The sequence below is a fragment of the Allobosea sp. GW821-FHT10B12 genome (assembly GCF_059415545.1).
In genome coordinates this window covers 496,196-508,441 of the sequence record NZ_JBWKNL010000003.1, presented here as the reverse complement: position 1 = coordinate 508,441, position 12,246 = coordinate 496,196, and the positions used below count along the sequence as shown (strand labels likewise).

The 12,246-nt window shown below is 66.2% G+C and carries 10 protein-coding genes; 6 read left to right on the top strand and 4 right to left on the bottom strand.

The annotated features are described in order from the left end of the window. Window positions 1–187: 187 nt before the first annotated feature. Both AC07O0_RS12360 and AC07O0_RS12355 read left to right on the top strand, forming a co-directional pair. Window positions 188–1,861 (top strand): formate--tetrahydrofolate ligase, encoded by a 1,674-nt coding sequence (locus AC07O0_RS12360; RefSeq protein WP_494623355.1) that lies wholly within the window; start codon window positions 188–190, stop codon window positions 1,859–1,861. A 117-nt stretch (window positions 1,862–1,978) separates the two neighbouring features. Next, window positions 1,979–3,730: a sensor domain-containing diguanylate cyclase gene (locus AC07O0_RS12355; RefSeq protein WP_494623354.1), complete on the top strand. Its 1,752-nt coding sequence runs from the start codon at window positions 1,979–1,981 to the stop codon at window positions 3,728–3,730. A 275-nt stretch (window positions 3,731–4,005) separates the two neighbouring features. Here the strand turns inward: AC07O0_RS12355 and AC07O0_RS12350 are convergent, their stop codons facing one another. Next, window positions 4,006–5,043 (bottom strand): L-idonate 5-dehydrogenase, encoded by a 1,038-nt coding sequence (locus tag AC07O0_RS12350; protein WP_494623353.1) that lies wholly within the window; start codon window positions 5,041–5,043, stop codon window positions 4,006–4,008. 119 nt (window positions 5,044–5,162) lie between these two features. On the opposite strand from AC07O0_RS12350, the gene AC07O0_RS12345 reads away from it, so the two are divergent. Beyond that, the gene (locus tag AC07O0_RS12345; protein WP_494623352.1) at window positions 5,163–5,930 is read left to right on the top strand and encodes a glucose 1-dehydrogenase; all 768 of its coding nucleotides are present in this window, start codon (window positions 5,163–5,165) and stop codon (window positions 5,928–5,930) included. Between the two features lie 125 nt (window positions 5,931–6,055). Here AC07O0_RS12345 and AC07O0_RS12340 read toward each other — a convergent pair whose 3' ends face one another. Both AC07O0_RS12340 and AC07O0_RS12335 read right to left on the bottom strand, forming a co-directional pair. After that, window positions 6,056–6,742 (bottom strand): glutathione S-transferase family protein, encoded by a 687-nt coding sequence (locus tag AC07O0_RS12340; RefSeq protein ID WP_494623351.1) that lies wholly within the window; start codon window positions 6,740–6,742, stop codon window positions 6,056–6,058. 24 nt (window positions 6,743–6,766) lie between these two features. Then, on the bottom strand, window positions 6,767–7,510 hold the full coding sequence (locus AC07O0_RS12335) for a haloacid dehalogenase type II (RefSeq protein WP_494623350.1): 744 nt from the start codon (window positions 7,508–7,510) through the stop codon (window positions 6,767–6,769). Window positions 7,511–7,628: 118 nt separating this feature from the next. On the opposite strand from AC07O0_RS12335, the gene gpmI reads away from it, so the two are divergent. After that, window positions 7,629–9,143 carry a 2,3-bisphosphoglycerate-independent phosphoglycerate mutase gene (gpmI, locus tag AC07O0_RS12330; protein WP_494623348.1) on the top strand — a complete coding sequence of 505 codons (1,515 nt, stop codon included), beginning with the start codon at window positions 7,629–7,631 and terminating at the stop codon, window positions 9,141–9,143. A 9-nt stretch (window positions 9,144–9,152) separates the two neighbouring features. On the opposite strand, the gene AC07O0_RS12325 is transcribed toward gpmI, so the two are convergent. After that, window positions 9,153–10,073: a LysR family transcriptional regulator gene (locus AC07O0_RS12325; RefSeq protein WP_494623346.1), complete on the bottom strand. Its 921-nt coding sequence runs from the start codon at window positions 10,071–10,073 to the stop codon at window positions 9,153–9,155. Between the two features lie 92 nt (window positions 10,074–10,165). Between AC07O0_RS12325 and AC07O0_RS12320 the strand changes: the two genes are divergently transcribed. Continuing rightward, entirely contained in the window at window positions 10,166–10,960 is a 795-nt protein-coding gene (locus AC07O0_RS12320) for an NAD(P)H-dependent oxidoreductase (protein WP_494623344.1), read from the top strand. 672 nt (window positions 10,961–11,632) lie between these two features. Next, window positions 11,633–12,196, top strand: coding sequence for a TetR/AcrR family transcriptional regulator (locus tag AC07O0_RS12315; protein ID WP_494623342.1), 564 nt, complete (start codon window positions 11,633–11,635; stop codon window positions 12,194–12,196). Window positions 12,197–12,246 lie beyond the last annotated feature (50 nt).

Here is a 12,246-nt window from a genome sequence, read left to right as displayed (position 1 = left end):
CCGATTTCGGGCAAAGGCGCTGCCTCGCCGAACTGTGATGGCCCCTAAGGACCGGCCTAAGTCTCCTGTGGGCACATTGCGCCCATGTTCCCGCGCGCTGGCGATTGCGGGCGCTTTTTGGCATGAGTCCGCCGCGAGGAATCGGCCGGCACAGGCGTTCCGTTCGACGAGACGGTGAGGGGACGGAATGTCGACCGATATCGAGATCGCCCGCGCGGCGGAGCTGAAAGCCATCGGCGTCGTTGCCGAGGAAGCCGGCATCCCCGACGCAGCGCTGCACCCCTATGGCAAATACATCGCCAAGGTCGACACCTGCGCGATTCCCGATTTCGCCGAGAAGCCGGACGGCAAGCTCATCCTCGTCACTGCGATCAGCCCGACGCCGGCCGGCGAGGGCAAGACCACGACGACGGTCGGCCTCGGTGACGGGCTCCAGCGCCTCGGCAAGCGCACCATGATCGCGCTGCGCGAGCCCTCGCTCGGCCCCTGCTTCGGCCAGAAGGGTGGGGCGGCCGGTGGCGGCTACGCCCAGGTCGTGCCGATGGAGCAGATCAACCTGCACTTCACCGGCGATTTCCACGCCATCACCAGCGCCCATAATCTGCTGGCGGCGATGCTCGACAACCATGTCTATTGGGGCAACGGGCTCGATCTCGACGAGCGCCATGTCGCCTGGCGGCGGGTGGTCGACATGAACGACCGGGCGCTGCGCTCGATCGTTTCCTCGCTCGGCGGGGCGATGAACGGCTTCCCGCGCGAGGACGGCTTCGACATCACCGTCGCCTCCGAGGTGATGGCGATCTTCTGCCTCGCGACCGATCTCGCCGACCTGGAAGAGCGGCTCGGGCGCATCGTCATCGGCCGCACCCGCAGCAAGCGCCCGGTCACGGCGGCCGAGCTCAACGCCCAGGGCGCGATGACGGTGCTGCTGCGCGATGCTCTGATGCCGAACCTGGTGCAGACGCTGGAGGGCACGCCCGCCTTCGTCCATGGAGGGCCCTTCGCCAACATCGCCCATGGCTGCAATTCGGTGATCGCGACGCGCGCCGCGCTGAAGCTCGCCGATTATGTCGTGACCGAGGCCGGTTTCGGCGCCGATCTCGGGGCCGAGAAGTTCTTCGACATCAAGTGCCGCAAGGCCGGCCTGAAGCCTGACGTCGCCGTGGTGGTGGCGACCGTTCGGGCGCTGAAGATGCATGGCGGCGTCGCTCGCGACAGGCTCGGCACCGAGAACCTCAAGGCGCTGGAGGCGGGCCTGTCGAACCTCGCCCGCCATGTCGAGAACATCAGAAAGTTCGGCGTGCCGGCGATCGTCGCGATCAACCATTTCACCAGCGACACGCCGGCCGAGCATGCGCTGATCCAGCACTATTGCCGCAATCATCTCGGCGTCGAGGCGGTGATCTGCCGGCATTGGGCTGAAGGAGGAGCCGGCACCGCCGAGCTCGCGGGCAAGGTCGCGGCGCTGACCGACAGCGGCGAAGCGGATTTCGCGCCGCTCTACCCCGACGCGATGCCGCTGCGCCAGAAGCTCGAGAGGATCGCGCACGAGATTTATGGCGCCGCCGGGATCTCGATGGACGCCAAGGTCACGGCCCGCTTCGCCGAGCTCGAAGCGGCCGGCTATGGCAACCTGCCGGTCTGCGTGGCGAAGACGCAGTATTCCTTCTCGGCCGATCCGACCTTGCGCGGTGCGCCCTCGGGCCACACGGTGCCGGTGCGCGAGCTCCGGCTCTCGGCAGGTGCGGGCTTCGTCGTCGCGATCTGCGGGGATATCATGACCATGCCCGGCCTGCCGCGGCAGCCGGCGGCCGAGCGCATCTACATCGACGCGCACGGCCAGATCGAGGGGCTGTTCTAGCGTCTCCTGTCGGGGAGGGCGGGCGCCACATTCGTCAACGAAGTGTAAACCATATCGCGGTCACCATGCTCCCGTGCGCTTCCGAACATGTCGGAGGGCGCGGGAGACGCCGACGAGATGGGTTTGCTGACCGCCTGGACCAATTCGGGCCTGAAGGCGCGCGTGCTCGTGCTCGTCCTGGCGACGTTGGTCGCGATCGCGGTGCCGGCCTCCGGCATCTTCCTCTGGATGGTCAACGGCACGGTGGTGAAACTCGGCACGCTCTTCGCCGAGAAGCAGATCCTGTTCGATCGCTATCGCGGGCTGGAAGCGCTGATGCGCGAGGTCTCGCTGGCCGAGACGGTGGCGCGTGCGCCGGTGATCGTCGAGTGGGCGCAGGACGAGACCGATCCCGAGAAGGCTAAACGCGGCCTCGCAGAGCTCGAGCACTACCGGCTTTCCTTCACCGACCGCAGCTATTTCGCCGTCGTCGACAAGAGCGGCCACTACTATTTCAACGACAAGGACAATACCTACGAGAACAACCGGCTGCGCTATGCGGTCTCGCCGAGTGCTCCCCAGGACATTTGGTATTTCAAGACCCGCGCGCTCGGCAAAGGCTGCCATCTCAACGTCAATCGTGACGAGGTGCTCGCGGTCACCAAGGTCTGGATCAACTGCATCATCCAGAAGGACGGCAAGGTCCTCGGCCTGATCGGCACCGGCGTCGACCTGACCCAGTTCATCAAGGAGGTCGTCGAGTTCCCGCAGACCGGCGTGCAGAGCATGTTCGTCGACCTGCAGGGCGCGGTGCAGGCGCATCGCGACCCGCGTGTCGTCGACTTCCACAGCCTGACCAAGGACGCGGCGACGAAGAAGACGATCTTCCGCCTGCTCGACGAGGAGGGCGACCGCAAGTCGCTCGCCGACATGATGCAGCGTGTCGCCAAGGGCGAGGCGCTGGTGCTCTCGCGTTTCATGCAGATGGACGGGCATGAGGTGCTGGTCGGCGTCGGTTTCCTCGACCGGCTCGGCTGGTTCAACGTCACGGTGATGGATGTCGACGCCATCATCGACCGCAAGCTGTTCGCGCCGATCGCCGGCTTGATGGTGGCGATCCTGATGGCCGTCGCCGGGCTGATGACCTTCCTGTTCAAGCGCAAGGTGCTCGACCGGCTGGCGCGGGTCGAGCAGGGCGTCACCAGGGTCCGAGCCGGTGACTTCACCGCCGTCGCCAGCGAAGACGGCAATGACGAGATCGCCCGGCTGTCGCGCGCCTTCAACGAGATGGCCCAGACCGTCGGCGACAATACCGAGCGGCTCGAGGCGATGGTGCGCGAGCGTACGCAGAAGCTCGAAGAGCTGGCACTGCACGACCCGCTGACCTCTGTGCTGAACCGCCGCGGCTTCGAGGAGGCGTTCGTGCGCGAACAGAATCGGGCGCAGCGCAACGGCAAGGCCTGCGGGCTCGTCATCGTCGACCTCGACCGCTTCAAGCTCATCAATGACGACTATGGCCATCATGCCGGAGATGAGGTGCTGATCGCCTGCGTACGCCAGATGCGCTCGGCCTTACGCAGCTACGATGCCTGCGCCCGCTGGGGCGGCGACGAGTTCATCCTGCTGATCAGCGATTGTACGGCGGAGACGCTCGCGACGATCGCGGGCAAGGTCGGGGCGCTGCTGCGCGAGGCCCCGGTCGCGCTCAGCGACGGGCGCGCCGTGCCGATGACCGCGAGCCTGGGCGCAGCCATGGCGCGGCCCGAGGACAGCCTGACCGATGCTGCTGCGCGCGCTGACGCCGCGCTCTATCAGGTCAAGCGCAATGGCCGCGACGGCGTCGCGATCGACGAGCCGCAATCCGGCACGGCGCTGCGGCGGGTGGTCTGAAGGCGCCTCCGGAAACTCTCTACTCTCGGGGCTGGAGAACCGAGACAGGCCCTCTCTCCCGGAACGGGGGAGAGATGGAGAGGGGGCTTAGCGCAACATCGAACCAGTGTCAGCGCGAATGCCCCCTCCCAACCCTCCCCCGTTCCGGGAGAGGGCTCCCGCGCATGTCCTGCCCGGCATCACGCATCTGAAAGGTCTCGATCATCGAGCTTTCCGGCGCGACGCCCGGAACGAACCGGACAGCCGCGGGTCAAGCCCGAGCATGACGCGGTTCCTCAGCCGAACGTCAGCTGCACCTTCATCGCCTTCGACTTGTCGGCCGCGAGGTCGAAGGCCTCGACCGCGCGCTCGATCGGGATCGAGGCGGTGAGCAGCGGCGAGAGGTCGATCCGGCCGGACGCGATCAATTCGACCGCCCAGTCGAACTCCTCATGGAAGCGGAACGAGCCGCGCAGGTCGAATTCCTTGGCGACGACGACGTTCATCGGAATGGTGAAATTGCCGCCGACGCCGATCTGGACGATGACCGCGCCCGGGCGCAGCGCGTCGAAGGCGCCGGTCAGCGCATGCTGGTTGCCGGAGCATTCGAACATCACATCGAAGGCGCCCTTCTCAGCGCCATAATCGGCCTTCAGCCGCTCCGGTCCGGCCATGACGTTGATCGCGGTCGTCGCACCCATCTTGAGGGCGGTCGGCAGCGGGCCATCGACGACGTCGGTGACGACGATCTCGCTGGCACCGGCGGCGCGGGCCGCGACCACGGTCAGCACGCCGATCGGCCCGGAACCGGTGACGAGGACGCGCTTGCCCAGCAGCGCGCCGGCGCGCTTGACCGCATGCAGGCAGACGGCGAGCGGCTCGGCGAAGGCCGCCTGCGCGGCGCCGACATGGGCCGGCAGCTTCACCGCCTGGCGCTCCTCGATCACCAGGATTTCGCGGAAGCCACCCTGGACATGGGGGAAGCGCATGGCGCTGCCGTAGAACAGCATGTCCAGGCAGTGCTGTTGCTGGCCGGACTGGCAATAGCGGCAGTGCCCGCAGGCCCGGCTCGGATTGACCGCGACGAGATCGCCCGGCTTCACGCGCGAGACCTCGCTGCCGACCGCCTCGACGACGCCGGCGATCTCGTGGCCGAGGATCAGCGGCTCGCGCACGCGGATCGTGCCGAAGCCGCCATGGAGGTAATAATGCAGGTCGGAGCCGCAGATGCCGCCAGCCTTGATCGCGACCTTGACGTCGAGCGGGCCGAGCTCCGGCACCGCGGCGTCCTCGACGCGCAGGTCCTTCTCAGCGTGGATGACGACGGCGCGCATGGTAGTCTCCCGTGAGCGGCAGCCATGCTACCGCGGCATTGTCTAATCGTTTTAAACCGCTTACCGAAGCCGGGACGCGCTGCCAAGCCGCAAGATCAGCCGCTGACCGGGAGGATAGGATGTCGCTCAATCTGTTCAAGCTCGACGGGCGCATCGCCCTGGTCACTGGCTCCGGCCAGGGCATCGGCCTTGCCATCGCCGAAGGTCTTGCCGCTGCGGGTGCCCATGTCGTGCTGAACGGGCGCGATGCCGGCAAGCTGGAGAAGGCGCGCAGCGCCATTGCTGGCGCCGGCCACAAGGCCTCGGTCGCCGCCTTCGATGTCACCGACCAGAAAGCGGTCGAGGCGGGCGTCGCCAAGGTCGAGGCCGAGATCGGGCCGATCGACATCCTGATCAACAATGCCGGTACGCAGAAGCGCGGCGCCTTTGTCGATTTCCCGGCCGAGGACTGGCACTTCCTCATGGCGACGAACCTGCACTCGGTGTTCTACGTCACCCAGGCGGTCGCCAAGCGCATGGCCCCGCGCGGTCGTGGCAAGATCGTCAATATCGGCTCGGTGATGAGCAAGCTCGGCCGGCCGAGCATCGTGCCCTACACGGCCTCGAAGGGCGCGGTCAGCTTGATGACGCAAGGGCTCGCGGCCGAGCTCGGCAAGCACAACATTCAGGTCAATGCGATCGGTCCCGGCTATTTCGTCACCGAATTGAACCAGGCCCTGCTCGCCGACGAGACCTTCTCGAACTGGGTCAAGAGCCGCGCCCCGGTCGGCCGCTGGGGTGAGACCAAGGAATTGGCGGGCGCGGCGATCTTCCTGTCCTCGGAAGCCTCCGACTATGTCAGCGGCCATCTCTTGATGGTTGATGGCGGCTTGACCGCGGTGGTGTGATTGCACAGGCGTCATGCTCGGGCTTGAGCCGAGCATCTCAGGCCGGAAGAGGCTCCGGCCTCGCGCCTTCCGGTCAGGAGATTCTCGGGTCTGCGCTTCGCTTCGCCCGAGAATGACGGGTGCGGTCAGCCCTTCAAAAACGCGTTCTGCGGAAACAGGATCTTCCGCGCCTCCTCGTCGACCTCGGTCTTCCAGGTGAATGTGTCCTTGAGTGCGACGGCGCGCTGCGCCGCCGGCCGGGCCGAGATCTCATCGAGATGGCGCCGGACGTTCGTGAGCCTGGCGAAGGCTTCGTCGCCGAGCGCGAACTGCGCCCGTGTCGCCCAGCCCCAGACCGCCATGTCGATCAGCGTGTAGTCGTCGCCGAGCATGTAGCGGTGCTTGCCGAGCTGATCGTCGAGCAGGCCCCATTGTCGCTCGGCCTCGCGGGCGTAGCGGTTGATCGCATAGGGCACCTTCTCCGGTGCGAAGCGCGAGAAATGCACGGACTGGCCGGTATAGGGGCCGATGCCGGTGGCGACGAACATCAGCCAGGACAGCATCTGGCCGCGCATCTCGGGCGTGTCCGGTGGCAGGAACTGGCCGGTCTTCTCGGCGAGGTAGAGCAGGATGGCGTTGCTGTCGAAGATCCTGACATCGCCATCGGTCAGGGCCGGGGTCTTGCCGTTTGGGTTGATGGCGAGGAAGTCCGGCTTGAACTGGTCGCCCTTGCGGGTGTCGACCGGCACCATCTCATAGGGCAGGCCCGCCTCCTCCAGGAAGAGCGCGATCTTCGCCGGGTTGGGCGAGGGGTGGTAGTAGAAGCGGATCATCGTTGGTCTCCTGGAGGCAAAGGCTCAGCGGCGCGCGGCGACGTAAGGGACGAGCTCAGTCAGGGCCGAGATGGTTAGATCGGCGCCTGCGCCGAGCTGCTCCTCCTGCATGCGCAGCGCCTTGAACAGGCTCTTGGGGCCGATTACCGCCGCGCCCGAGAGTTCGTCGCGCAGGGCCTGCGAGGTTACACGCTCGATGTGCGCCACCGTCATGCCGTAGGCCTTGGCGCCGGCGATGTCGAAGCCGTTGGAGGAGACGAACAGGATCTCGTCGCGCGTCAGGCCGAGCCGATCCTCGACGAGGCGATAGCCGCGCGGATCGGGCTTGTAGGTCCTGATCTCGTCGACGCTGATCACGGTCTCCAGCAACGCGTCGATGCCGGCTTGCCTGGTGAGATTGGTCAGCATGGCCGGGCTGCCATTGGAGAAGATCGCGAGGCGCGTCGGGGCAAGGCCCTGCAGCGCCGCCAATGCTTCCGGATAGAGCGCGAGCGCATCATAGGCGGCGGCGATGCGGGCGAGGAGATCGGGCGTGGCTTCCAGACCAAGGGTCTTCAGCGTGAAATCGAGCGAGGCCTGCGTTACGCTCCAGAAATCCTCGTAGCGGCCCATCAGGGCGCGCAGCCAGGTATATTCGAGCTGTTTCAATCGCCAGATCTGGGTGATCGTCTCGCCATGGCCGGGGAAGGCGGCATCGGTGACGCCGGCGACCGACTGCACGTCGAACAGGGTTCCATAGGCATCGAAGACGACGGCCTTGATCGGCATGGCTGCGTTCTCCCGGGAGCGCCCGAGCGGGCTGCGGCGCTATTCTTAGCGCTCGCCTTGGCCGCGCGGAGCGTGATATCCGCACAAGCACTTGTTCGCAGACGCACAGGATACGCGCATGTCCAGCCGCCCCGTCATGCTGATGATCCTCGATGGCTGGGGCTGGCGCGACGACAAGGACAACAACGCCGTCCTGCTGGCGAAGACGCCGAATTTCGACCGCTTCTGGGCTTCCTGCCCGCATGCCTTCCTGCGCACCTCCGGGCTCGATGTCGGCCTGCCCGAGGGCCAGATGGGCAATTCCGAGGTCGGCCATCTCAATTTGGGCGCCGGCCGCGTCGTGATGCAGGACCTGCCGCGCATCAACCAGGCGGCTGCCGACGGCACGCTGAAGCAGGCCCTCGATGAAAGCGGGCTGATCGACCGGCTCAAGGCCAGCGGCGGCACTTGCCACATCCTCGGCCTGGTCTCGCCTGGCGGCGTCCATGCCCATCAGGATCATGCGGTGGCGCTGGCGAAGCTCGTCGTGGCCGCCGGCGTGCCGGCCGTCATCCATGTCTTCACCGATGGCCGCGATACCCCGCCGCGCTCGGCGGCCGAGTATGTCGCGGCGCTCGAAGTGGCGCTGCCGCATGAGGTGAAGGTCGCGACGGTGAGTGGCCGCTACTATGCGATGGATCGCGACAATCGCTGGGAGCGCGTCGAGCTCGCCTGGAAGGCGCTGGCGCTCGGCGAGGGTGAGCGGATGCCGACCGCCGCTTCCGCGATCGAGGCGGCGTACGCCGCCAATGTCAGCGACGAGTTCATCAAGCCGGCGGTGATCGGCAACTATCATGGCATGGCCGATGGCGACGGCCTGCTTAGCTTCAACTTTCGCGCCGATCGTATCCGCGAGATCCTGGCGCCGCTGCTCTTCGCCGCGTTCAGCGGTTTTTCGCGTCCGCGCATGCCAAAACTCGTCGGCGCGGTCGGGATGACCTCCTACAGCTCCGAGCTCGACCCGATCATGCCGGCGCTGTTCGCCCCGCAGAGCCTCGCCAACGGCCTCGGCGAGACCGTCTCGAAGGCGGGCCTCAGGCAGATCCGCTTCGCCGAGACCGAGAAGTACCCGCACGTCACCTATTTCTTCAATGGCGGGCGTGAGGAGCCGTTCGAAGGCGAGGAGCGCAGCATGACGCCCTCGCCGAAGGTCGCGACCTATGATCTCCAGCCGGAGATGTCGGCGCCTGAGCTCACCGGCAAGGTCGTCGCTGCGATCGAGAGCGGGCAATACGACCTCTTCGTGCTCAACTTCGCCAATCCCGACATGGTCGGCCATACCGGCGTGCTGTCAGCGGCGATCAAGGCGGTCGAGACGATCGATGCGAGCCTCGGCAAGATCGCCGACGCGATCATCGCCAAGGGCGGGGCACTGCTGGTCACCGCCGATCATGGCAATGCCGAATTGATGGTCGATCCCGTCACCGGCAATCCGCATACCGCGCACACCACCTTCCCGGTGCCGGTGATGCTGATCGGCGGGCAAGCCAAGGACTTGGCCGAGGGGCGCCTCGCCGATGTCTCACCGACCCTGCTCGCGCTGCTCGGGCTGGCGCAGCCGACCGAGATGACCGGCCAGTCGCTGCTGCGCTGAGCGGAACGATCAGGTCTGCGCCATGCCGGGGAGTGTCGCGATCTCGGCCGCCAGGAAATCGATCAGCAGGCGCACGCGGGCGACGGATGCCCGCTCCGGCACGATCAGCATGCTGAGCGGCACGCTCGGCAAAGTGTAGTCGATCAGGATCGGCTCCAGCTGGCCGGACGCCAGCAGATCGTCGACGAGCCAGCGATGGGTGGGCGCGATGCCGCGGCCGGCGAGCAGTGCCTCGCGCACGGCGAGCCCGTGATCGACCCGCAGTCGCCCGTCGAAGGGAACGGCATAGTGCTCGCCGCCAGCGCCCTTGAGGGCGAGCATCGCGCTGCCTGCGACGTTCGTCATGCGGATACCCTGATGCCTGGCGAGATCATCCGGCGAGGTCGGTGTTCCGTGTCGGGCCAGATAGTCCGGTGCGGCGACGAACAGGCGGTGCGAGCGGCCGAGCGACCTCAGCTTCATGTTGCTGTCAGTGAGCGGAGCGAGGCGAATGGCGATGTCGACGCCGTCGCGGACGAGGTCGATGCGCTCGTCGCTGAGGCTGATGTCGACGTCGATCCCGGGGTGCCGGTCCTGGAAGGCGAAGATCAAGCGGGTGACGTGCAGGACGCCGAACGAGGCGGTGCAGGAGAGGCGGACCGTGCCGGCAGGGGCGTCGCGCGTGTTGCGGGCCTCGTCGCTGGCCTGTTCGACCAGGCGCAGGATGGCGAGGCAGTTCTGGTAATAGCGGCTGCCTTCCTCGGTCAGGGTCACGCGACGGGTGGTGCGGCTGAGCAGGGCGATGCCGAGCGCCTCTTCCAATTCGTTGAGATGCCGCGTCACGCTCGATTGGCCGAGGCCGAGCTCGCGCGCCACCGCCGACAGGCTGCCGCGCTCGGCGACGCGGACGAAGCTGCGCATCCGCTCCAGGGTGATGTCTGATCTATCCATAAATCGGCACAATCATATTCATTGCGCCGTTGTAGTGTAGAGCTCGCGCGGCGCCTAGCTGGAGAGCCTCATCCTCTCGGAAAGGCTCCGCCATGAAGGTCCTGCTCGTTTTCGCCCATCCCGAACGTCGTTCGCTTAACGGTGCTCTGCGCGATGTCGCCGTCGCTGAACTGGAGGCCCAGGGGCATGAGGTCCGCGTCAGCGACCTCTATGCCGAGGGCTGGAAGTCCGAAGTCGACCGCGCCGATTTCCCGAGCTGGCCGGAAGGCGAGCGCTTCGCTGCCGGCGGCGCCTCGAAGCAGGCGTTCAACGAGGGGACACTGACCGACGACGTCAAGGCCGAGATCGAGAAGCTGCTCTGGGCCGACACGCTGATCCTGCAGTTTCCGCTGTGGTGGTACACGATGCCGGCGATCCTCAAGGGCTGGGTCGACCGGGTCTTTGCCTATGGTTTCGCCTACGGGGTCGGCGAACACAGCGACAAGCGCTGGGGCAACCGCTTCGGCGAGGGCACGCTGGCTGGAAAGCGCGCCATGCTGATCGTCACGGCCGGCGGCTGGGAGGAGCACTATTCCTCCCGCGGTATCAACGGACCGATCGACGATCTGCTCTTTCCGATCAATCACGGCATCCTCTATTACCCCGGCTACGAGGTGCTGCCGCCTCACGTCGTCTACCGGGTCGACCGATTCAAGGAGGCGGATTTCGAGCGGGCCGCCGAGCAGCTGCGCGAGCGGATGCGGACGCTGGCGACCACCACGCCGATTCCCTACCGCCGCCAGAATTTCGGCGACTATCTGATCCCGGCGATGACACTTCGCCCGGAATTGGGAGAGCCGGGGGGCAGCGGCTTCTCGCTCCACGCTGATGCCAGCGCGGTGGCATAACCGGCATATCGGAACTCTGCTGGCGCGAGGCGGTTCACCTGAAAGGGAGGACTGCCTCATGCCGAACAAGCACAACAACCGTCTGACCGATACGCCTGCCGCTTTTGCTACCGCGCCACGCCCTGGCCAGTCCGGCGCGCATGAACAGCGGCGCGCAGGGCCAAATCCGCGCTCCGCTCACCCGACCGGACCGCACGCTCCCTATGAGTCCGATGACCCAGAAGGCCTCGCCGCCAGCAAGCACGAGCGAAAAGGCACACCCGGTGAGCGCTGAGAGATCGGGACGTCTTGGCCAGTCGGCCAGCGCCGCGTCCGCTGCTGCGAAGACGGCCCGCTATGCGCAGGTACATCCGGTAACAGCAAGCAGATCTAGGTGATTTCAGCAGGCTCGAAACTGGCTGAAATGCTCGGATCAAGTCAATCCAAACTATCGTTTGGTTTAATATTCGCGCGATGACTATGGAGTTTCAGCTTGAGCGGCAAGGTTGTCGCCTTGATCCATTGCACAAGGGAAAGTAGTGACGTCGATCATGCGCTTCCGGATGGGCGCATGGTCGATTCGGAGGGGGCGGATCGTCACGGATGCCGGGGACGGGCGGATCCAGGATGAGAGTGCGGAACGGAAGACGGCCAGGCGGGGCCGGTGCGGTGGAGACAGCAAGGCCAAAGCCGATGCGGACCGAGATTCTCGATGCCGCGGCAGAAATCATCGTGCGCGAGGGCTACGATGCCTGCACGATGCGCGCTGTGGCGGCGCTGGTCGATATGAAGGCAGGGAGCCTGTATTATCACTTCAAGTCGAAGGATGAGATCGTCGAAGAGATCCTGAATCAGGGTATCGAGACACTTTATGCGCGTGTCGCAGGGACGATCCGCGATCTCCCGAAGGAAGCGCCCTTCGCGCAGCGGCTTTCGGCGGCGGTGGAGATGCATGTCGCCAGCCTGGTCGGCAAGGACCAGAAGTACATGCATGTCTACGAGCACTTGCCGCCAGCCATCAAACGGCGCAGCCGCAAGATGCGCGAGAAATACGCCCAGCTCTGGCACGACCTGTTCGCCGGTGGCGTCGCCAGCGGGGAGGCCGCGGGCGGCCACGATCTACGGCTGCTGGTGCCGTATTTCCTCGGCGGGCTGAACCGCGTACCGGAATGGAGCCGCGCCAGCGGGGCCAGCAGCGAGCAGATCGCCGGGCTCGCGGTCGCGACCCTCCTCGACGGAATCGGTGCCAGGCGGTAGCAGATGAGGGTGCGGTCGCATCGATGCGGCCGCTCCACGCCACCAGCCTC